The following is a 21,368-nucleotide window of genomic DNA, read 5'->3' on the forward strand; positions in this document are numbered from 1 at the left end:
GACGACAAACGGATGCCCCGCGCGGCCTAGCCTGCGAGCATGCAACCAGACCGTTCCCCCCTCGATCTGGAGCGACTCGCTCCCGCAGCCCGGGGGCGCCCACGACTTCGGGTTGGCGTCGGTGCGGCCGTCGTCTTGTTGCTGCTCGCCCTCGTGGTCGCCGTCATCGTGTCGGCCATCGGCCAGCAGGCGGGACAACGCGCGGTCGGGTCCGGGGCAGTGTCGATCCCGTCCGGCCAGGCGTCTACTCCACCACTTGGGCCGTTTGACGCGGGTGCGAGCCCAGCGTCGGGCGGTTCAGACACTGGCGTGATCATCATTTTCGTACACGTTCTCGGCGCCGTGGTCCGGCCGGGGCTCTTTCAGCTGCACGACGGCGCCCGAGTCATGGATGCCATTGCCGCCGCCGGTGGTGTGACCGCCGAGGCCGATCCGGCCGGCGTGAACCTGGCCCGCATTCTCAGTGATGGCGAGCAATTCTATGTCCCCCGCCAGGGCGAGGTGCCGCCCGCACTCACCGCAGCGCCGGCCGGCTCCGCGGGAGCGAACGCCCCCGCGGCCAAGGTGAACCTCAACACGGCAACGGTCGCCGATCTGGATTCCCTGCCCCGTATCGGCCCGACCATGGCCCAGCGCATCATCGACTATCGCACGACGAACGGCCGGTTCACCAGCGTTGATGGCCTCCGTGACGTCGCGGGGATCGGCGACAAAACTTTCGAGGCTCTCAAAGACCTCATCACGGTATGAGCCTCGACCTGCGGTTGGCGCTTCCGGCAGTCGTCGTGTGGCTGACGGCCGGCCTGCTGATCGGAGCGCCCCACCAAGCCGTGGCTGTTGCCGTGACGTTGTGGCTGGTGGCTGGCGGGTGCACCGTCCTGCTGGTCGCTAGCCGGATGCCGCGGCACGGCACTTTCGAGTTGCCCACCCGGAGGAACGCGGCGCCGCGTTCCGGACGCTGGCAGGCGTTGGGCAGCAGCGTGGTGCTCTGTTGCGCTGGCGCGGCGCTCGTGGCGACCTCCGTCGGAGCCTGGGCGCCGGTGCGGCTGCCGCCAGAGCTGAGTGCCGCCGCAGAATCGCAGGCAACGATCACGGCCACCGTCACCGTGTGGTCGGTTCCGGTTGCGGCGAAGGCCTTCATCGGCAGCGGCGCCTCGGGGCGGGTGCGTTATCGGGCCACCCTGACCCAAATCGACAGCCGTGGCGAGACGGCGCACGTCTCGAGCCCCGTCGTGGTGTTCGCCGAAGCGGCCAGGGGCGGTATTGAACCAGAAATCGGGTCAAGCCTCGAGATGCGCGGCACGCTGCGCGCCACCGAACTGGGCGACGCCGCGGTCGCCCTTCTGTTCGCCACCGAGACGGCGCGCAATGTCGCCGCACCGCCGTGGTGGCTGCGCTGGGCCAACGAGCTGCGGGCCGGGTTCGCGACGGCGGCGACGAGTCTCGCCGGCGACGGGGGAGACCTGCTGCCCGGACTGGCCATCGGCGATACGAGCGCGGTCAGCCCCGCCCTCGATACCACCATGAAAACCAGCTCGCTCAGCCACCTGACCGCCGTGTCCGGGGCCAATTGCGCCATTGTCATCGCCTCGATCATGCTGCTCGGCGGCTATCTTCGGCTGGGTCGTTCGTGGCGTATCCTGCTCTCGCTCGTGACGCTGCTCGGCTTCACCGTTTTGGTCACGCCGGAGCCGAGCGTGCTGCGCTCGGCGGTCATGGCCGCGCTCACCCTGGTGTCGATCGGCGTCGGCCGACCCGGTCGGGGCCTCCCGACCCTGCTCGGTGTCGTGATCGGGCTGCTGGTGAGCGATCCGTGGCTGGCCCGCAACTATGGTTTCGCCCTCTCGGTGCTCGCGACGGCGGGGCTCCTGATACTTGCCGGTCCCCTCGCTCGCGTGCTGGCCCAGTGGATACCGACGGCCCTCGCCGTCATCATCGCAATTCCACTGGCCGCCCAACTGGCCTGCCAGCCCGTGCTGATCCTGCTGAACCCGAGCCTGCCGCTCTACGGCGTTCCGGCCAATATTTTGGCCGGTCCGGCCGCGCCGATCGCGACCGTGGTCGGGCTGATGGCCTGCTTGACCCTGCCGCTGCTCCCGGGCGTGGCATCGGGGCTGCTCGCCCTGGCGTGGTTGCCGTCGGCGTGGATCGCCGCCGTCGCCCAGGGGGTGTCAACGCTGCCGGGAACCCGGCTGCCCTGGCCTGGTGGTGCGCCCGGAGTGCTGCTGCTCGTGGTCGTCACACTGCTCACCCTCATGGTCGTACTGCGTGGCCCGGCCGCACGCCCGGCCCGATGGCCCGCGGCGGCGCTGGCCCTGCTGTTCGTCGGCCTGGGTGGTTACGCCGGGTCGCTCATCGGCACCGGAATCGGCCGCCTCGTCACCTTTCCGCCCAACTGGCAGATCGCCGCCTGCGACATCGGCCAGGGTGACGCCGTCGTCGTGCGGGATGGCGATCAGTATGGAGTAGTCGACGTCGGACCGGACCCGAAGCTGCTCAGCGCCTGCCTGGCGACCCTCGGCATCACCCGCATCAACCTGCTCGTGCTCACCCACTACGACCTCGACCACATCGGCGGGGTCGATGCGGTCATCGGACGGGTGGACACCGCGCTGGTCGGCGTACCCGAGAACGCCCAGGACGAACGCCTGCATGAGCGTCTGACAGCCGGCGGCGCCACCGTTCGCCAAGCCGCGCGCGGCGACGCTGGTACCCTCGGCGGACTGCGCTGGAACATTCTCTGGCCCATTCGTGGAGCGACGACGATGCAGGTGGGCAATCCGGGAAGTGTCACGATCATGTTCGACGGGCAGGGCATCCGTTCGATCTTCCTCGGCGATCTCGGGCAAGAAGCACAGGATGCCCTGCGCCGCGTGTCACCACCCGGCCGGGTCGACGTCGTCAAGGTGGCGCACCATGGCTCGGCCGACCAAAGCCCACAACTGTACGCGGAACTGCGAGCGCGGGTGGGGCTGATCTCGGTCGGGGTGAAGAACACCTACGGGCACCCGACCGACACGCTGCTGAATCTTCTCGGGTCGGTGGGCACGCTGTCTCTGCGAACGGACCGGGAGGGTCTTGCCGTGGTCGCGCCGGGAACCAACGGCACGTTCGTGGTGTGGACGGAGAAGGTCGTCGATCTTGGTCCGCCCAGGGCCCCCGCACCAACACCGACCGGTGCACCGAATGCTGCCTGGCGGGTCGGTGGTGCGGGTTAGGCTTGATTGACCCCAGCACGAACCCGAGGAGAGCGCTTTGGCCGCACGACCCGCCACAACCGGTCCCCGGGCCGGCACGACGTCCCCCGCCCGCACGGCCAAGGGCACCGTCATTCCCCAGCTCGGCTGGCACCAGGTGCGTCCGGCACCGATCGTGCTTGTTTCGGGCACCGAAACGTTTCTCGCCGAACGGGCCATTCGTCAGCTGCGCGATTTTCTCAAGCTGGAAGATCCGAGCCTCGAAATCAGCGACGTCCAGGCCGACAGCTATGCGCCCGGTGAGCTGCTCACCCTTGCGAGCCCCTCGCTGTTCGGCGAGCCGCGCCTGATTCGAGTCAGCAACGTCGAGAAGAGCAGCGACACCTTTCTGACCGAGGCACTGGACTACCTCCAGAACCCGGCCGATGACACCTATGTCGTGCTGCGGCACGGCGGGGGAGTGCGCGGCAAGAAACTGCTCGACACGATCCGCAGCGGTCTCGGTGGTGCTATCGAAATCGTCTGCACCGAACTCAAGAAGGACACCGAAAAGTACGAATTCGCCGCGAACGAGTTCAAGGCGGTCGGTAAACGCGTCACGGTCAGTGCCCTGCGCCAGCTCGTTGCCGCCTTCTCCGACGATCTGGCCGAACTCTCCGCTGCCTGCCAGCAGCTCATTGCGGATGCGACGAGCGAGGTCACCGAAACCACGGTTGACCGGTACTACGGCGGTCGGGTCGAAACCAATGCGTTCAAGGTCGCTGATTGGGCCATCGCCGGCCGCAACGGCGAGGCGTTGATCACCCTGAGACACGCCCTCGCCTCCGGTGCCGACCCGGTGCCGATCGTCGCTGCGTTTGCCATGAAGATTCGTACCATGGCCAAGGTTTTCGGGGCCCGCGGCGGTTCAGCCCAGCTCGGCGCCCAATTCGGGCTGGCTCCCTGGCAGGTTGAACGCGCGCAAAAAGACCTGCGCGGGTGGAGTGACGAAGGGCTCGCCCGGTGCATTCTGGTGCTCGCCGAAACGGATGCCGCGGTGAAGGGTGCGGGGCGGGACCCCGTCTTCGCCCTCGAACGTCTGATCGGCGTGATCGCCCGCCGCGGCGAACGATAGCCCATTTCGCCGGCGTCAGCAGTTTTAGGCGTCAGCAGTTTTAGGCGGCAGCAGTCGCGGGCGTCAGCGGTAGCCGGCGTCAGCGACCGTGATGGTGGAGCGGTTGAGGTGGAGCCATACTCCATGCTGAAAGCTCGGGTTGCCGCAGACCCGGCTGGCGACCCAGACGGGCAGCAGGGTAGACGAACTGGCCAGGTCGGTCGGCTTGACCAGGGCATCAAATGAGCCGGGCAGGTTCGGGCAGTATTCAAGCTGCACACGGCCGGTGATCTCGGAGAACTGTACCGACACCGGCCGTTCGGCCGGCGGAGCGAGAACGCGCAGCGCTCCGAGCCCGGCGATCGCCAGCACGGCAGCGGCCGCGAACACCGCTCCGATTCGCGATAGTACGAGGATGCGGCGACTGATTCGCAAAAATCGGTCTGTATCGAATTGGCCGACGCCGTGGTCAACGCCGCCGTGGTCAATACCGCCGTGGTCAATACCGCCGTGTTGAGCGCCGCCGTTTTCAATGCCGCCGTGGAGTCCCGCGGCCGCCGCTGCGAGGTGGAATGTGATTCCAATGATGAGAAGTGCCAGGGCGGCCACCGCTACCAGCAGCTGCAGCCGCGTGGTGCCAGACTCTCCATCGCTCGTGTTGAACGCTAGCCATATTGCCAGAACCAATGTCGCTGCACTGAGCAGCGCGGCGACAAAACGAGGGTGCGTATGACGATCGTCTCGGTTGCCGTCGGGGATGAAACGTGCCGGTGGGGTACTCTTCACCGCGCCAGTATAGTGGGCACGCTGACCGCGCCACGCTGTCCACCGACGGCGTGAGCTGCAGGCCGCCACGCACCAGAAAACCCCCGCCGACATGGCAGGGGTTTTCGTGCCAGAGGCAAGCGCATCTGCTCGCACGAGCCGGTGCGATCACACCCGACGAGGTCACACCGGGTGCAGGCGGAACCAGTGTCGATCAGACGAGTGCGGAAACGGCCTTCGCGATGGCCGACTTCTTATTCGCAGCCTGGTTCTGGTGGATGACACCCTTGCTGACGGCCTTGTCGAGCTTCTTGGACGCAAAGGCCAAACCAACGACGGCCTTGTCCTTGTCGCCGGCGGCAATAGCGGTACGTGTCGCGCGAATGGCGGACTTGAACTCGCTCTTGACGGCCTTGTTGCGCTCTTGAGACTTCTTGTTAGTGCCAATTCGCTTGATCTGCGACTTGATATTTGCCACGTTTTTACGCTTTCGTTAGATTCTTGTACGGACAGCCGCTCAGCGGTAGAGGGCGCTTCAGCGGCGAAGATCGTGCGGGGTGGGACCCAACACGCAAGCCAACCACCAACGTTACCAGCAATTGCCCCCACCCCAAAACCGTCCCCGCCCCGCCGAGCGGATGCCGCCGCCCCGCTGAGCGCACGCCGGATCGCCCTGCGCAGGAGTTGCGCCGCTGCGCGGGATATCGGGTCCGGACAGAACTCCCGCGCCACGCGTCGCGCGGGAAGTGCGCCGATGCGCCCCAGTTGCGCCTCCCGCGCACTGGCGCAGCTCCCGCGCAGCATGAAATCTCCGTCGCTACGTCAGCGTTTGTTGGAGGAAGCGTTCAGAATCTGTGAAGACCAGTCGGCCGAGGGCACCATTCACAATCGGTAGCTGCGGGGGAACGTGTCCGCATTCGACGTTTCCGATGATGGGGATACCGAGCCAGCCGAGGGCGTCCAGCACCGCCTCCGACTGCGTGAGAGTGGGGGAGTCGTTCGCTCCCGTGCGACCGACGAGCACGGCGGCAGCACCGTCGAAGAAGCCGGCCAGGCGCATCCCGTGCAGGTAGCGGCAAATGGCGGTCGCCTCTTCGCCGGCAGCCTCAATGTAGACGAGAAGCGAGGCATCCGCTTCACCGCGCAGGCGGCTGGTGTCGGCGTATCGCGTTCCGGCAAGATTGGCCAATGTCTCGATGCAGCCGCCGATCAAGCGACCCGAGACGTCGACAGGATTGGTACCGCCGTCGAGGCGCACCCACTGCCCGGTGCCATTCCAAGTGTGGTCGGTGACCTCGGGGTTGGCCTGCCAATCGTCAAAGTCATTGATGCGGTGCACGTTGGGCGACGACTGGCGAAACGACGAGCCGATCGGCTGGCCCGCGACAATGAGCCAGTTCACGAGCGACGACGGTGTCGCATACGGCGTATCCATGAGGTTGCTGCCGTGAATGGTGGCGACACCGGTCAGGAGAGTGATCGGTGTGAGCAGCGTCGAGATATCGGAGTAGCCGATCACCCAGGTCGGCTCTGCGGCGGCGATGGCGTCGAAATCCAGGTGCGCAATGAGGTCGATGGCCGTCTCACCGCCCCACGGCGGCACGATGGCGCGCACTCGCGGGTCGAGGAGCATCCGCATGAATTCGGCCGCCCGCTGCTCCACGGGCGCACTGATGTGAGTCGCGCCATCCATGCAGTCACCGACTTCAACGCGAAATCCTTGTTCCGTTAGCGTCTCAATCGCGAAGTTCAGGCGAGCGTGGTGCTGTTCGGCGACACCGCTCGACGGCGCCGTTACTCCGATCAGATCGCCGGCGACAAGTGGTCGGGGGTAACGGATGTCCATCATTCATAGTGGCAGGCTCTCACTGCAGAATCGACCCGGCATCGGGTGCTGGGTGTCAGGCGGCGGATACCTGCTCTGCGACCCGCAACAGAATCGTCGTGAAACGCTCCGGCTGGGCCAGGCTCGCGAGATGGGTCGCCCCCGGGACCACGACGACTTCCCCGTTGGCGCAGGCTGCGAGAAAGCGACGTTCGTTCAGTCGAAAGTGATCCAGGGCACCATTGACCAGCCAGATCGGGCCCGGATACTCCGCCAGGCTGGTCAGAGGAGTCAACGTCGAGGTCGCGTGGAGCCCGGCATCCATCACGTCGAGCGCGGCGCCGCCGGTCAGCACATCGCGAGCTCCGGCAGGGGGCAACAATCGGCGGGCCATGGTCTCATGCAGCCACAAACCCCGATCGGGTAGACGGTGAATCATTCGGGCCAGAAGTCGATACCCCTCGAGCAGCAGGCCCTTAGGTTCGGCGCTGCAGCCCGCGGCGACGAGCCCTGCCACGCGATCGGGGTGCTTCGCGGCGTACGCCACCGCGTAGTATCCACCCAGCGACAGCCCGACGAGCAGAACCCGGCCGCCCAAGGCCAGCACCCCGTCATCGATGGCGGCGAGCGCGGCCGGCACAGTGAAGGGCTCGCCCATCCGCTGTCCGTGGCCGGGCAGATCGATCGCGAGTACCGGGTGTCCGGCGGCACGAAGCTTCTGCTCCTGAAAACGCCACATCGAGGCCGAGGCGCGAATGCCGTGCACGAGTAAAACAGGCACACGGGCCTTGGCAGTCTCCATGCCCGTGAGCCTAGCCAGCCAAAGGGGTAAACGGGCTGACTATCGGCTCTGATCAGTCAACATGCCTAGGCTGAAGGCATGACAACTGCACCCGCGACTACCCAGACCGCCATCATCAACGCTCGCGTCGTGCCGGTTCTCGGCCAGACCATCGAGAACGGCACTGTTCTGATCGAGCAGGGTCGCATCAGCGCTGTTGGCGCCGATGTGACCGTGCCGAGCGGCGCGCAGATCATTGATGCGACCGGCAAATGGGTGCTTCCCGGTTTCATCGAGGCTCACGGCCATGTGGGCATTCACGAAGAAGCAAACGGATGGGCCGGCAACGACACCAACGAAATGACCGGCCCGAATATGGCCGCGGTGCGCGCCATTGACGCCATCAACATTGACGACGAGGGCTTTCGGGACGCGCTCTCCGGTGGCGTCACCACGATCGTCGTCAAGCCGGGCTCCGGCAACCCGATCGGCGGCCAGTCGGTCGCGATCAAGAGCTGGGGCGGTCGCACCATCGACGAGCAGGTCATCAGCGAGTCGGTGAGCATCAAGAGCGCGCTCGGCGAGAACCCGAAGCGGGTCTACGGCGACAAGTTGCAGACCCCCAGCACCCGACTCGGCGTGAGCCTGATCATTCGCCAGGCCTTCGTCGACGCCCAGAACTATGTGGAGGCGCGCGATGCCGCCCTCGACAAGGGCGACGCCTTCACCCGCGACCTCGGCAAGGAAGCCCTCGCCCGGGTGCTCACGGGCGAACTGGCCTGGGACCAGCACGTGCACCGTCACGACGACATCGCCACGGCCATTCGCCTGGCCGAAGAATTCGGTTACCGCCTCGTCATCAACCACGGCACCGAGGGGCACAAGATCGCCGATGTGCTGGCCGAGAAAAACATTCCCGTCATCTTCGGGCCGATGCTCACCGCGCGTACCAAGGTCGAACTGCGTGACCGTGCCATCGGCAACCTTGCCGTGCTCGCCGCCGCTGGCGTGCGCGTCGCCATCACGACAGACCACCCCGTCGTTCCGGTGAACTTTCTCGTGCACCAGGCGTCCCTTGCGGTGAAGGAGGGGTTGCCGGTACAGACCGCGCTCGAGGCCCTCACAATCAATCCGGCCGTCATCCTCGGGCTCGATACCCGGGTCGGGTCGCTCACCGTGGGCCTCGACGCCGATGTCGTGATCTGGTCGGGCGACCCGCTCGACCTCGGCTCACGCGCCGAGCTCGTTCTCATCGACGGCATCGAGGTCTACCGCTACAGCAACGGCTTCGGCCAGGTCGTCGAGCGCGCCCACCGCCTCGGCGCCTGACCACGCCCAGACCATGCCCTGACGCCATCCCCTGACGAACGCAGAAATTTCTGAACCGGTTGTCGATTGCGGCCCGCACACGCGTGCAACCACAGCGCCTCGGAGCCCCTCGACAGTTCGCATCGTGCATGCGTCGACGACAACAGGTGGGTAGGAAGATGCCGAGCCGGGGCGACTCGCCTAGACCGGCAACCCGGCCGAGCATGGGAGAATAATTGAACTATGTCACCGAGAGCCCTTCACGCGCTGGAACCGGCCGCCACGGCCCCCGAGTTCATCCGCAACTTCTGCATCATTGCCCACATCGACCATGGCAAGTCGACGCTCGCCGACCGGATGCTGCAGATCACCGGCGTCGTCGACGAACGTTCCATGCGCGCCCAGTACCTGGACCGCATGGACATCGAGCGTGAACGCGGTATCACCATTAAGAGCCAGGCCGTGCGCATGCCGTGGGAAATGGACGGCGTCACCTACGCACTCAACATGATCGACACCCCCGGCCACGTCGACTTCACCTACGAGGTCTCCCGCAGCCTCGCCGCCTGCGAGGGTGCCATTCTGCTGGTCGACGCGGCCCAGGGCATCGAAGCCCAGACCTTGGCCAACCTCTATCTTGCCCTCGAGAATGACCTCACGATCATTCCGGTGCTCAACAAGATCGACCTGCCGGCCGCAGACCCCGAGAAGTACGCCCGCGAGCTCGCGAGCCTGATCGGCGGACGCCCCGAAGACGTGCTGCGCGTCTCCGGCAAGACCGGCGCCGGTGTGGAAGAACTTCTCAACCTCGCGACCAGGATGATTCCCGCACCACAGGGCAACCCGGATGCCGCCGCGCGCGCCATGATCTTTGACTCGGTCTATGACAGCTACCGCGGCGTCGTCACCTACGTACGCATGATCGACGGGCACCTCAAGGCCCACGAAAAAATTCAGATGATGTCGACCAAGGCGACCCACGAGATCCTCGAGATCGGCGTCATCTCGCCCGAACCGATCGAAAGTAAGGGCCTGAGGGTCGGCGAGGTCGGCTACCTGATCACCGGCGTGAAAGACGTGCGCCAGTCCAAGGTCGGCGACACCATCACGACCGCCCTGCGCCCGGCCACCGACGCGCTGCCCGGCTACAACGAACCCCAGCCCATGGTGTTCTCGGGGCTGTACCCGATCGACGGCAGCGACTACCCGGCGCTGCGCGAAGCCCTCGACAAGCTCAAACTCTCCGACGCGAGTCTTGGATACGAGCCGGAGACATCGGTCGCCCTTGGTTTCGGCTTTCGCTGCGGCTTTCTGGGCCTGCTGCACCTCGAGATCATCACCGAACGCCTCGAGCGCGAATTCAACATCGATCTCATCACGACCGCACCGAGCGTGCCCTACGAGGTCACCACCGACGACAAGCGCACCATTACGGTCACCAACCCGAGCGAGTATCCCACCGGCAAGATCGCCAAGGTACTCGAGCCCATGGTCAAGGCGGCCATCCTCGCGCCGAAAGACTACGTGGGCGTGATCATGGAGCTCTGCCAGAGCCGCCGCGGCACCCTGCTCGGTATGGAATACCTTGGCGAAGACCGCGTCGAGATTCGCTACACGATGCCGCTCGGTGAGATCGTGTTCGACTTCTTCGACATGCTCAAGGGGCGCACCGCCGGCTACGCCTCACTCGACTACGAGCCCTCCGGCGAGCAGGAAGCCGACCTGGTCAAGGTCGACATTCTGCTGCAGGGCGAGCAGGTCGACGCGTTCAGCGCCATCGTGCACCGCGACAAGGCCTACGCCTACGGAGCCCTCATGACCGGACGCCTGCGCAAGCTGATCCCGCGCCAGCAGTTCGAGGTGCCCATTCAGGCCGCGATCGGCGCCCACATCATCGCCCGCGAGAGCATCTCGGCGATGCGTAAAGACGTGCTCGCCAAGTGCTACGGCGGTGACATCTCGCGCAAGCGTAAGCTGCTCGAGAAACAGAAAGAAGGCAAGAAGCGCATGAAGATGGTTGGTCGCGTCGAAGTTCCCCAAGAGGCCTTCATCGCCGCGCTCTCGGGGGACATCGAGACGAAAGACAAGAGGTAAAGCGCGTGCGCAGGGCCACCTTCACCGACGCCGCCGTCAGCTATGCCGCCATCGGTGGCACGCTCGCTCCCGACCTGATGAGCTATCCGCCCCGGGGCTACCGCCCGATGGAGCAGAGCGTCAAGCTCGGCAGCTCCCAGGAGCGGTTTCAAGCCGCGACCAAGTTGCTGATGACGTGGGGAATCCAGCGCGGCAGCGGCATGGAGGTCACCGACCTCGAAAGCGGTACCGGTGTGCAGTACACGCCGGTGACCTTTCAGCCGGACGGCACCCCGGCAGCCGGCCAGCAGCATCCGGTCAACGAGGCGACTTTTGCGGATGACGGCACGCCGTATATTGCCAACGGCATGACGGCGACGCTGAAAATTAAGGTCTGGCTGTTCAGCGTGACCGCGCCGGTGCGCGTTGTCTACGTGATCGACGAGGTCGCCCGCATCGGGTTCGCCTACGGCACCCTGGCCGGTCATCCGGAAAGCGGCGAGGAATCCTTCATCGTCGAACACCGGGACGACGATTCGGTCTGGCTGACCATTCGCTCGTTCTCGAAGGCCAGCACGTGGTATTACCGCCTGGCCTGGCCAATGCTGCGCTTTCAGCAGGCCAAATTCACCCGGCTGTACCTGCGGGCCCTGCATCCCGTGGGTGCTATCACGTAGCAGCGCCATCAAATAGCAGTGCCAAAACATTGCACAACCTCGACGTACTGGAGCACTACCCATGGCCGGACCCCACCCCGTCGGCGATCCAGCACCCGACGATGGCCTCCTTCCCGCCTCGGCGGCCGTTGACGCCTTCGGGCGCGATTTCGGCGTCTACCTGCACGTGCCGTTCTGCCGGGTACGCTGCGGCTACTGCGACTTCAACACCTACACCGCGACCGAACTGCGCGGGGTCAAACAGAGCGATTATGCCAGCCAGGCCATGCTCGAGGTGGAGGCGGCCGCACGCATCCTGACCGCATCGGGCGTGCCGGAACGCCCCGTCTCGACGGTGTTTTTCGGGGGAGGAACGCCGACACTACTGCCGGTGACCGACCTGACCCGCATGCTCGGTGCCGTGCGCGACCAGTGGGGCTTCCAGCCGGGCGCGGAAGTCACCACCGAGGCGAACCCCGACTCGGTCGACGCGGCCTACCTCGGCGCCCTCGCCGACGCCGGATTCACCCGGGTATCGTTCGGCATGCAGTCCGCGGTGCCGCACGTGCTCGCGACGCTCGAACGCACCCACGATCCCGAGCGGGTACCGCTCGTCGTCGAGTGGGCCCGCGGCGCCGGCCTCGACGTGAGCCTCGACCTCATCTACGGCACGCCGGGGGAGTCGCTCGCGAACTGGCGCACGAGCCTCGAGCAGGCTCTCAGTCTGCACCCCGACCACCTGAGCGCGTACGCGCTGATCGTTGAAGACGGCACCAAGCTGGCGCGGCAGATTCGCCGCGGCGAGATCGCGCCGACCGACGATGACCAGCAGGCCGACTTCTACGAGCTGGCCGACGAACTCCTCGCCGCCGCCGGCTACGACTGGTACGAAGTCAGCAACTGGGCCGCGACGGACGCGCACCGGTCCCGCCATAACCTCGCGTACTGGACCGGCCAGGACTGGTGGGGCGTCGGCCCCGGCGCGCACAGCCATGTCGGCGGCGTGCGCTGGTGGAACGTCAAGCATCCGGCGGCCTACGCCGAACGCACCCTCGGGGGCCTCTCGCCGGCCGCCGGGCGCGAGACGCTCGACGCGCCGACCCGTGAGCTCGAGCGTATCCTGCTGCAAAGCCGCATCCGCACCGGTATTTTGGTCGCGTCGCTGTCGGCGTCGGGCCGCACCGAGGTCGCTGGGCTCATCGCCGATGAGCTCGTCAACGCGCGGGCCGCCCTCGCCGGAACAATCGAACTGACCCTGCGCGGACGGCTGCTGGCCGACGCCGTGGTGCGGCGGCTGAGCGACTAGCGCCCGCACCACTCATGCTTGCGCGCTGTCAGCTGACGAACCTGATGGTGAGCGGATAGCTGTAGCCCTCGCCACGGTTGGCCGCCAGGGCCGCCATGATCATGAATACGAGCGCAATGATGAAGAGCGGTGCGTAAAGAACGCTGCCGATGCCGAGTGTGACGATACTGATGGGCACCAGCACGGCGGCGTAGATGTAGAACGAGATCTGAAAGTTCAGCGCGGTCGCAGTGTGCGCGCGGATGAAGGGTCCGCGATCCCGCAGCACGAGGTAGCCGATCAGCGCCGGCAGAAAGCTGAAGAGGATGCCGCCGACATGGATCAGTGTCGCCCACAATTTCTCGTCGGCGGGACTCATGGGGGTGGGAGGTGTCGACTGGTATGGGTTCTGCTCAGACATGGGTGCTCCTGATTACGACCGGGCGCCGGCACGGCAGTGCCAGTGACTCCCAGAGTAATCGCCCCCTGTCGAAAAGCACTGCGAACTGTTATTTGATCAAACGCAGGGCGAACGGATACCGATAATTCTGGCCTTCCTTGGCCTTCAGGAAGCCCATGATCGAAAAAATGACCCCGGCCACCCAGAGCAGCCAGGCCAGCCCGATGATCAGTCCACCGATTCCGAAGGTGACGATGGCGAGAATAAACGATAGTACATTAATCGCGACATAGCCGATCAGCAGGGTGATCTGAAAGTTGAGCGCCTCCTTCGCCTCGATATTGGTGAGGCGACCGCGGTCCTTGAAGACCAGCCAAATGATCAGGGAGGGCAGGAAGCTCAGGATGCCGCCGAGGTGCGCAAAGGAGGCCCACTGTCGATCGTCGGCCTCGGAGAGTGGTGCCGCGACCACCGGGTTGGCGTACGGGCTTCCCGCGGGTTGCCCGCCGGGCTGCTGGCCGTATCCCGGCTGGCCGGCATTCGGCTCACGATAGTTGGAATCTCCGGGAGGTTGTGCCTGTGGATCACTCATGATCGTGCCTTTCGCTAAAAACAATGGGAGCATACATCGGTAATTTAACGCTTGGTTCGGGATACTGGCAATGGGCGTTTCCAGCCGGTCGCGATAGGATTGGCAGTCAGTGGATGCGAGTGCCAACGATGTGCCGGCAAAGCTGCGTTCCAGCGTGCCCACCAGGGCGCGAGGTTGCGGCATCCGCTCAACTGAAGCGATACCGGAGAATCAGGAAGGCGGGCGCAATGGTTTCCGACCGTGGCCTCGATGTGTTGCGCGTCATCGTGCAGGACTACGTCGCCTCCCGTGAACCCGTCGGCTCCAAATCCATCGTCGACCGGCACTCTTTCGGCGTCTCCGCCGCCACCATTCGCAACGACATGGCCCTGCTCGAAGAAGAAGAGCTGATCGCGGCGCCACACACCTCGTCGGGGCGCATTCCGACCGACAAGGGCTACCGCGTTTTTGTCGACCATCTCGCTGATCTGCGCCCGCTCACTTCGGCCCAGCGCCAGGCGATCGAAACGTTTCTGGGCCATTCCGCCGACCTCGACGAGGTGCTCGTGCGCAGCGTGCGACTGCTCTCGCAGCTCACCCACCAGGTCGCGCTCGTGCAGTACCCCTCGCTGTCGCGCGCCAAAGTGCGCCACATCGAGTTCGTCCCGCTGACCGCGACACGCATCCTCTCGGTGCTGATCACCGATTCTGGCGGGGTGGAACAGAGAGTGATCGACCTGCCACGTGCACTCGACGAGCAGACGCTCGGCGAGGTGCGTGCCCGCCTCAATGTCGCGGTCGTCGGACTGTGCATGGCCGAAGCGAGCGCTGCCCTCGCCGCGAGCATCTGGCCGGGTGCGCCCGCTTTGCAGCCGATCGTCGACCTGATCACGAGTACCCTCGCCGACCAGGTCGGCGCCAATCGCCAGGACAAACTCGTCATGGCCGGCGCAGCGAACCTGGTGCGCACCGAAGACGACTTCTCCGGCAGCATCTACCCGGTCCTTGAAGCCATCGAAGAGCAGGTGGTGCTCCTGCGCCTGTTCGGCGAGATGGAGACCGACCAGCACGGCGTGTCGGTGAGCATCGGCCGCGAAAATGCGGCCTTCGGCCTGCCCGAGGCGAGCGTGCTCACCAGCGGCTACACCGCGAACGGCAACCTCGCCCGTCTCGGGGTTCTCGGGCCGACCCGCATGGACTATTCCAACAACATGGCGGCGGTGCGCGCCGTCGCCCGCTACCTCTCCCGCCTGCTCGGCGAGACCTAAAACTTTCGCCGCCCGCGCGGTACCGCCACCATTTCGAACAACCATCAGAACAACAAGGAGAGCCACCCTTTGGCTGACCACTACGAAGCTCTCGGCGTTAGCCGCGACGCGACCACCGACGAAATCAAGAAGGCGTACCGCCGCCTCGCCCGCGAATTGCACCCCGACGTGAACCCCGGCGCCGAAGCCTCGGAACGGTTCAAGAGCATCACCCACGCCTACGACGTGCTCAGCGACGCCAAACAGCGCCAAAAGTACGACCAGGGCGGCCAGAACGGTGGCTTCGACGGCCAGAACTTCGGCAACTTCGGTGACATCTTCGAGACATTCTTCGGCGGGGGCGGCGGAGGCAGCGGCCGCGGCCCGCGCTCCCGCCGCGAACGTGGCCAGGACGCCCTGATTCGGGTGGAACTCGACCTCGATGAGGTCATCTTCGGCACGCACCGCGACCTCGCGGTCGACACTGCAATCGTCTGCGACACCTGCAAGGGCTCCTGCTGTGCCCCGGGCACGTCACCCATCACCTGCGACATCTGCCACGGCACCGGCAGCATCCAGCGTGCGGTGCGTTCCCTGCTCGGCAACGTGATGACGTCGAGCCCGTGCGGTTCCTGCCGCGGCTACGGCACCATCATCGCGACGCCGTGTATGACCTGCTCCGGCCAGGGCCGCGTGCGGGCCCGCCGAACTGTTCCGGTGGACATCCCCGCCGGGGTCGATACCGGCTTGCGCCTGCAGATGCCCGGCAGTGGCGAAGCCGGCCCGGCCGCCGGTCCCAACGGCGACCTGTACCTCGAAATGAAGGTGCGCCACCACGACGTGTTCAGCCGCGACGGCGACGACCTGATGTGCTCGCTCGACGTGCCCATGACCAGCGCCATACTCGGCACGAGCGTCACCGTGAAGGCGCTCGACGGCGACATCGAGGTGGAGATTCGCCCCGGCGCGCAGAGCGCCGAGGTGCTCACGATCAAGGACCGCGGCATCACCAAGCTGCGCGGCAGCGGCCGTGGCGATCTCAAGATCGGCATCCACGTGGTCACGCCGACCAAACTGGACCACAAGGGACGCGATCTGATCGAGCAGTTCGCCGCCCGATATGCGGCCCCCGCGCCCAGCCTGAGCCAGTACCAGCAGGGACTGTTCGCCAAGCTGCGCGACCGGTTCCTCGGCTAACGTGGCACATTTCTACCTGCAGGAAACGCTCCGGGCGGCGGACAGCCGCCCGGGGCAGGTCGTGACCGTCGACGGCGCGGAGGCGCGCCACGCGGTCACGGTCAGCCGGGTTCGTCCCGGGGACCGGCTCCGCCTGGGTAATGGAGCCGGGCTGCTCCTGGAAGGCACGGTGCTTTCTGCGGAGGCTATGGTGTTGACCCTGCGCGTCGATGACGCGATCGAGACGGCGGCGACGACGCCGCGCATCCGTTTGGTGCAGGCCCTCGCCAAGGGCGACCGTGACGAGCTGGCCATTCAGGCCGCCACCGAACTCGGCGTGGATGGAGTCATCCCCTGGAGTGCTGCCCGCTCCATCACCAAATGGGAGGGGCCCAAGATCGCCAAGGGCCACGAACGCTGGAGCAGCATCGTGCGCGAGGCCAGCAAACAGTCGATTCGGGCCTGGCTGCCCGGTGTCGCTCCGCTCGCCAGCACCAAGCACCTGGCCGGGCTGGCCGCCACCACCCGGATGCTGCTGCTCGACCCGTTCGCGACCGGTCGCCTCACCGAGGTGGCCGCGCCCACCGACGACCGCGACATTCTGCTCGTCGTCGGCCCGGAGGGCGGGATCTCCCCGGCCGAACTAATCCTGCTCGAACAGTCCGGCGCGACCCCGGTGCGCCTCGGCGACACCGTGCTGCGCACGTCGACCGCCGGACCGGCCGCCCTCGCAATCCTCAATGCGACCCTTGGCCGCTGGTAGCGCCGCTTAAGATAGAGGCATGTCTTCTTCTGGTGCCCAACCGACCATTTTCAGCCGTATCGTCGCGCGTGAGATTCCGGCGACGATCGTGGCCGAGACCGAACACATCATCGCTTTTCTCGACATCGCCCCGAAAGCCCCGGTCCACGTCGTCGTCACCACGAAAGACCCGCAGTACCAGAATGTCGCCGAGCTCGCGGCCGGCAACCCGGCCCTGCTGGTCGAACTCGTCGCCGTGGCCGAGCAGATCGCCGCAGAACGAACCAACGGGCAGTTCCGCCTCGTCTTCAACACCGGCGCGGCCGCCGGCCAGACCGTATTCCACGTGCACGCCCACGTCCTGGGCAGCCCGGAACCGGCCGACTCGCTGGGGGAGGACTCCCTTGGCGCCCTCTAAACCCGGCAACGCCGGCTCCAACAACACCACCGAACTGCGCTTCACCGTCGACGGCGTCGCCATGGTGCGCCTGCTCGGGCCCGAAGACCGCTACCTGAGTACCATCGAGGGCGCGTACCCGAACGTCGATGTGCACGTGCGCGGCAACGAGGTCACCCTCGCCGGCAGGGCCGACGACGTTTTGGCCGTGCGGCGCCTGATCGAAGAAATGCAGATGGCCCTCCGCACCGGCCACGACCTCGACGAGACCGAGGTCGTCACGGCTGCACGGATGCTCGCCGCGGACAGCTCCGTGAGCCCCTCCGCGCAGCTCGGCGCCCCCATTCTGACCGCGCGGGGCAAGAGTATCCGGGCCAAGTCGGTTGGCCAGAAAGACTACGTCGACGCGATCGACGACAACACGATCGTGTTCGGCATCGGCCCGGCGGGTACCGGCAAGACCTACCTCGCCATGGCGAAGGCGGTGCGCGCCCTGCAGAACAAGGAGGTCGATCGCATCATCCTGACCCGGCCGGCCGTTGAGGCCGGTGAACGGCTCGGCTTTCTGCCGGGTACCCTCACCGACAAAATCGACCCCTACCTGCGGCCGCTCTACGACGCACTCGGCGAAATGCTCGACCCCGAACTCATACCCAAGCTGCTCGCCGCTGGCACGATCGAGGTGGCCCCGCTCGCTTATATGCGTGGCCGTACCCTCAACGCGAGCTTCGTCGTGCTGGACGAAGCCCAGAACACCACGCCGGAACAGATGAAGATGTTCCTGACCCGCCTCGGCTTCGGCTCGAAGATGGTCATCACCGGCGACGTCACCCAGATCGACCTGCCGGCTGGCACGAGCGGCCTGAAACTGGTCACCCGCGTGCTCGACGGGATCGACGACATCCACTTCGCCTATTTGACCAGCGCCGACGTGGTGCGGCACTCGCTCGTCGGCCGCATCGTCGACGCCTATACCGAGTACGACGCGCAGAAGCAGGCTCTTCGCCAGGAGAGTGCTGAAGCCCGAGAATTTGCCACCCGCGGCGCCCAGCGCGTCGGCACGCCCGGCCGCAACCCGAAACGGAGTTCCAGTTGAGCATCGAAATCAACAACGAGTCGGCCATTCCGGTCGATGAGTCCGCCATTTTGCGTCTCGCTGCCTTCGCGCTCGACACCATGCACGTACACGCCGACGCGGAGCTCGCCATCGTGCTCGTCGACGAGGGGGCCATGGAGCAGCTGCACGTGCAGTGGATGGACGAACCGGGTCCCACCGACGTGCTGAGCTTTCCGATGGACGAACTGCGCCCCGGTACCGAGGAGCAGGAGACCCCGCCCGGACTGCTCGGTGATATTGTGCTGTGCCCGCAGGTCGCCCAGTCCCAGGCCGAGACCGCCGGCCACAGCACCCTCGACGAGCTGCTGCTGCTGACGACCCACGGCGTGCTGCACCTGCTCGGCTTCGACCACGCGGAACCGGCGGAAGAGAAAGAGATGTTCGGCATCCAGCGCGACATTCTCATCGGCTTCTCCGTGCAGGAACGACAACGCCCCTGATGCACATCGTGTGGTTTATTTATGCGGCCGTGATCCTGGTGGTGTTCGCCGGGCTCATGGCGGCCGTTGACGCAGCGATCACGTCCCAATCTCGGGCCGATATCGCGAGCCTGGTGGCGAATCATCGCGCCAAACGGTCGCTGCAGGCCATCGCCGACGATACCGGCGCGCACCTGAACGCGATCAACTTCATTCGAATCACCGCCGAGACCACGGCGGCTGTTCTGGTGACCCTGGTTTTCGCGACTACCATCGACGCCCTCTGGCTTGCCCTCATGCTCTCGGCGCTCATCATGACCTCGGTATCGTTCGTGCTGGTCGGCGCGAGCCCGCGCAGCGTTGGACGTGCCCATCCGATCAACCTGCTGACCGCAAGCGCCCTGGTCGTGCACTTCGTGCGCGTGCTGCTCGGCCCGATCGCCAACGCCCTCGTCGCCCTCGGCAACCGGGTCACTCCCGGCCGCACCAAGCTCGCCACCTTCACCTCCGAAGACCAGCTGCTCAGCATGGTGGACGAGGCCACCGAGCTCGACGTGATCGAGGAAGACGACCGCGAACTCATCCACTCCATCTTTGAGTTCAGCGAGACGGTCGTGCGCGAAGTGATGATTCCCCGCACCGATATGATCACCATCGACGCCGACGCGAGCATTGATGCGGCCATGGGCCTGTTCCTGAGCAGCGGCACCTCCCGCGTGCCCGTTCGGGGCGGTGAGGTCGACGACATCGCCGGCATTCTGTACCTGCGCGACGTCGCCCGGCTGGTGTTTGAGCGACCGATGAACGCCCTCCAGCTCACCGTGGCCGATCTGGCCCGGCCGGCCGTCTTCGTGCCCGAGTCAAAGAAGGGCGACGACATGCTGCGGCAGATGCAGCTGGAGTCCAACCACCTGGCCATGGTGGTTGACGAGTACGGCGGAATCGCGGGACTGGTCACCCTCGAAGACCTGATTGAGGAGCTCGTCGGCGATATCTCCGACGAATACGACCGCGACGTGGTCGAGTTCGAAGACCTCGGTGACGGGCATTTTCGGGTGAGCGCCCGACTGCCGGTCGACGAGCTGGGCGAGCTGTTCAATCTCGAACTCGACGACGACGATGTCGACTCGGTGGGTGGCCTGCTGGCCAAGGCCCTCGGACGACTGCCCGTGGCCGGGTCGGTCGCCACGGTGAGTGGCTTGAACCTCACCGCCGAGCGCACCGAAGGCCGCCGCAAGCGCATCAGCACCGTGCTGGTGGAACGCGATGAAGCTTTGATTGAGGCGCAGACCGCATTCCTCACGGCGCCGAGCAGTTACAGCAGCAGTAGCAACACAGGCGCACGCACCGTGTCAGATGATGAAGGAGAACGGTCATGACCGCAACAATTGAGCCCCACCCCGCCGGGTACCGTGCGGGATTCGTCTCGTTCGTGGGACGCCCCAACGTGGGCAAGTCCACCCTGACGAACGCACTGGTGGGTGAGAAAGTTGCGATCACCTCGTCGAAGCCGCAAACCACGCGCCGCGCCATTCGCGGCATCGTGCATCAGAAGAACGGTCAGCTCATTCTGGTCGACACCCCCGGCATCCACCGCCCCCGCACTCTCCTCGGCGAGCGCCTCAACAGCCTCGTTACGGCGACCCTCGCCGGCGTCGACGTGATCGGTCTGTGCGTTCCGGCCAACGAGCCGATCGGCCCGGGCGACAAATTCATCAATGAGCAACTGGATGCCTTCCCGCGAGCCAAAAAGGTCGCCATCGTCACCAAGATTGACGCATCCTCCAAAACCAACGTCGCCAATCAGCTGCTCGCCGTTTCGCAGTTGCGGGATTGGGAGGCGATCGTGCCGATCTCCTCGACCAGCCGCATCCAATTGGATACCCTCGCGACCGAACTGCTGCGCCTCCTGCCGTACGCGGATGCACCGCTCTACCCGGCTGACGCGGTCACCGACGAGACACTCGAATCGCGCATCTCCGAATTTATCCGCGAGGCCGCTCTGGAGGGTGTCACCGACGAACTGCCGCACTCGATCGCGGTGACCATCGACGACATCATTGAGCGGGACGATCAGGAACTGGTCGAGATTTACGCCAACCTGTTCGTGGAACGAGACAGCCAGAAGGGCATCATCATCGGCAAGTCGGGCAGCCGACTGAAGGATGTCGGCACCCGCGCCCGCAAGCAGATCGAACCGCTCGTTGGCAAGCGCGTGTTTCTGTCGCTGCGGGTAAAGATCGCCAAGGAATGGCAGCGCGATCCGAAGCAGCTCGGCCGCCTCGGCTTCTAGCGAATCAGCCGGTTGGTACCCGC

General features: G+C 65.7%; 21 protein-coding genes. 15 read left to right on the forward strand and 6 right to left on the reverse strand.

Annotation, left to right across the window (positions count from 1 at the left end; translation table 11 throughout):
• Positions 1-39: 39 nt before the first annotated feature.
• The 3 genes from LH475_RS08100 to holA are packed head-to-tail and all read left to right on the forward strand — an operon-like array spanning position 40 to position 4,311.
• Entirely contained in the window at positions 40-750 is a 711-nt protein-coding gene (locus LH475_RS08100) for a helix-hairpin-helix domain-containing protein (protein ID WP_196843784.1), read from the forward strand.
• Positions 747-3,218 carry a ComEC/Rec2 family competence protein gene (locus LH475_RS08105; RefSeq protein ID WP_297413339.1) on the forward strand — a complete coding sequence of 824 codons (2,472 nt, stop codon included), beginning with the start codon at positions 747-749 and terminating at the stop codon, positions 3,216-3,218. Before LH475_RS08100 ends, LH475_RS08105 begins: the two co-directional genes overlap by 4 nt.
• A 37-nt stretch (positions 3,219-3,255) precedes the next feature.
• Positions 3,256-4,311, forward strand: coding sequence for a DNA polymerase III subunit delta (gene holA, locus LH475_RS08110; protein WP_196843782.1), 1,056 nt, complete (start codon positions 3,256-3,258; stop codon positions 4,309-4,311).
• A 63-nt stretch (positions 4,312-4,374) separates the two neighbouring features.
• Here the strand turns inward: holA and LH475_RS08115 are convergent, their stop codons facing one another.
• From LH475_RS08115 to LH475_RS08130, 4 genes are all read right to left on the reverse strand, one after another.
• Positions 4,375-5,076: a hypothetical protein gene (locus LH475_RS08115; protein ID WP_196843781.1), complete on the reverse strand. Its 702-nt coding sequence runs from the start codon at positions 5,074-5,076 to the stop codon at positions 4,375-4,377.
• A gap of 193 nt (positions 5,077-5,269) precedes the next feature.
• Positions 5,270-5,533, reverse strand: a complete 264-nt coding sequence (rpsT, locus tag LH475_RS08120; protein ID WP_104191850.1) for a 30S ribosomal protein S20 — start codon at positions 5,531-5,533, stop codon at positions 5,270-5,272.
• A gap of 339 nt (positions 5,534-5,872) precedes the next feature.
• Positions 5,873-6,904, reverse strand: coding sequence for a S66 peptidase family protein (locus LH475_RS08125; RefSeq protein ID WP_297413346.1), 1,032 nt, complete (start codon positions 6,902-6,904; stop codon positions 5,873-5,875).
• A 52-nt stretch (positions 6,905-6,956) separates the two neighbouring features.
• A complete protein-coding gene (locus LH475_RS08130; protein WP_196843780.1) occupies positions 6,957-7,682 on the reverse strand; it encodes an alpha/beta hydrolase in 726 nt (241 codons plus the stop codon).
• A gap of 78 nt (positions 7,683-7,760) precedes the next feature.
• Between LH475_RS08130 and LH475_RS08135 the strand changes: the two genes are divergently transcribed.
• The 4 genes from LH475_RS08135 (at position 7,761) to hemW (ending at position 13,004) form a co-directional block, all read left to right on the forward strand.
• On the forward strand, positions 7,761-8,990 hold the full coding sequence (locus LH475_RS08135) for an amidohydrolase (RefSeq protein ID WP_196843779.1): 1,230 nt from the start codon (positions 7,761-7,763) through the stop codon (positions 8,988-8,990).
• A gap of 222 nt (positions 8,991-9,212) precedes the next feature.
• Complete coding sequence (gene lepA / locus LH475_RS08140; RefSeq protein ID WP_196843778.1) at positions 9,213-11,063, forward strand: translation elongation factor 4; 1,851 nt, start codon at positions 9,213-9,215, stop codon at positions 11,061-11,063.
• Between the two features lie 5 nt (positions 11,064-11,068).
• Positions 11,069-11,719 carry a DUF1990 family protein gene (locus LH475_RS08145; RefSeq protein WP_196843777.1) on the forward strand — a complete coding sequence of 217 codons (651 nt, stop codon included), beginning with the start codon at positions 11,069-11,071 and terminating at the stop codon, positions 11,717-11,719.
• A 61-nt stretch (positions 11,720-11,780) separates the two neighbouring features.
• Positions 11,781-13,004: a radical SAM family heme chaperone HemW gene (hemW, locus tag LH475_RS08150; protein WP_196843776.1), complete on the forward strand. Its 1,224-nt coding sequence runs from the start codon at positions 11,781-11,783 to the stop codon at positions 13,002-13,004.
• A gap of 28 nt (positions 13,005-13,032) precedes the next feature.
• Here hemW and LH475_RS08155 read toward each other — a convergent pair whose 3' ends face one another.
• Together LH475_RS08155 and LH475_RS08160 are read right to left on the reverse strand one after the other, a co-directional pair.
• Positions 13,033-13,404, reverse strand: coding sequence for a DUF4870 domain-containing protein (locus tag LH475_RS08155; protein ID WP_297413352.1), 372 nt, complete (start codon positions 13,402-13,404; stop codon positions 13,033-13,035).
• Positions 13,405-13,492: 88 nt separating this feature from the next.
• Positions 13,493-13,975 (reverse strand): DUF4870 domain-containing protein, encoded by a 483-nt coding sequence (locus LH475_RS08160; protein ID WP_196843775.1) that lies wholly within the window; start codon positions 13,973-13,975, stop codon positions 13,493-13,495.
• Positions 13,976-14,202: 227 nt separating this feature from the next.
• Between LH475_RS08160 and hrcA the strand changes: the two genes are divergently transcribed.
• From hrcA to era, 8 genes are all read left to right on the forward strand, one after another.
• Positions 14,203-15,222, forward strand: a complete 1,020-nt coding sequence (gene hrcA, locus LH475_RS08165; protein WP_196843774.1) for a heat-inducible transcriptional repressor HrcA — start codon at positions 14,203-14,205, stop codon at positions 15,220-15,222.
• Between the two features lie 69 nt (positions 15,223-15,291).
• On the forward strand, positions 15,292-16,398 hold the full coding sequence (gene dnaJ, locus LH475_RS08170; RefSeq protein WP_196843773.1) for a molecular chaperone DnaJ: 1,107 nt from the start codon (positions 15,292-15,294) through the stop codon (positions 16,396-16,398).
• A gap of 1 nt (position 16,399) precedes the next feature.
• The gene (locus LH475_RS08175; protein WP_196843772.1) at positions 16,400-17,140 is read left to right on the forward strand and encodes a 16S rRNA (uracil(1498)-N(3))-methyltransferase; all 741 of its coding nucleotides are present in this window, start codon (positions 16,400-16,402) and stop codon (positions 17,138-17,140) included.
• 19 nt (positions 17,141-17,159) lie between these two features.
• Positions 17,160-17,537 (forward strand): HIT domain-containing protein, encoded by a 378-nt coding sequence (locus LH475_RS08180; RefSeq protein ID WP_297413355.1) that lies wholly within the window; start codon positions 17,160-17,162, stop codon positions 17,535-17,537.
• A gap of 61 nt (positions 17,538-17,598) precedes the next feature.
• Positions 17,599-18,612 carry a PhoH family protein gene (locus tag LH475_RS08185; protein ID WP_297413395.1) on the forward strand — a complete coding sequence of 338 codons (1,014 nt, stop codon included), beginning with the start codon at positions 17,599-17,601 and terminating at the stop codon, positions 18,610-18,612.
• Positions 18,609-19,073, forward strand: coding sequence for an rRNA maturation RNase YbeY (gene ybeY, locus LH475_RS08190; RefSeq protein WP_196843770.1), 465 nt, complete (start codon positions 18,609-18,611; stop codon positions 19,071-19,073). Before LH475_RS08185 ends, ybeY begins: the two co-directional genes overlap by 4 nt.
• Complete coding sequence (locus LH475_RS08195; RefSeq protein ID WP_196843769.1) at positions 19,073-20,431, forward strand: hemolysin family protein; 1,359 nt, start codon at positions 19,073-19,075, stop codon at positions 20,429-20,431. The genes ybeY and LH475_RS08195 overlap by 1 nt, the downstream gene beginning before the upstream one ends.
• Positions 20,428-21,345, forward strand: coding sequence for a GTPase Era (gene era / locus LH475_RS08200; RefSeq protein ID WP_196843768.1), 918 nt, complete (start codon positions 20,428-20,430; stop codon positions 21,343-21,345). Before LH475_RS08195 ends, era begins: the two co-directional genes overlap by 4 nt.
• The last annotated feature ends 23 nt before the right edge of the window (positions 21,346-21,368 follow it).

This window comes from Cryobacterium sp., assembly GCF_026786305.1.
Classification (GTDB): Bacteria; Actinomycetota; Actinomycetes; order Actinomycetales; family Microbacteriaceae; genus Cryobacterium.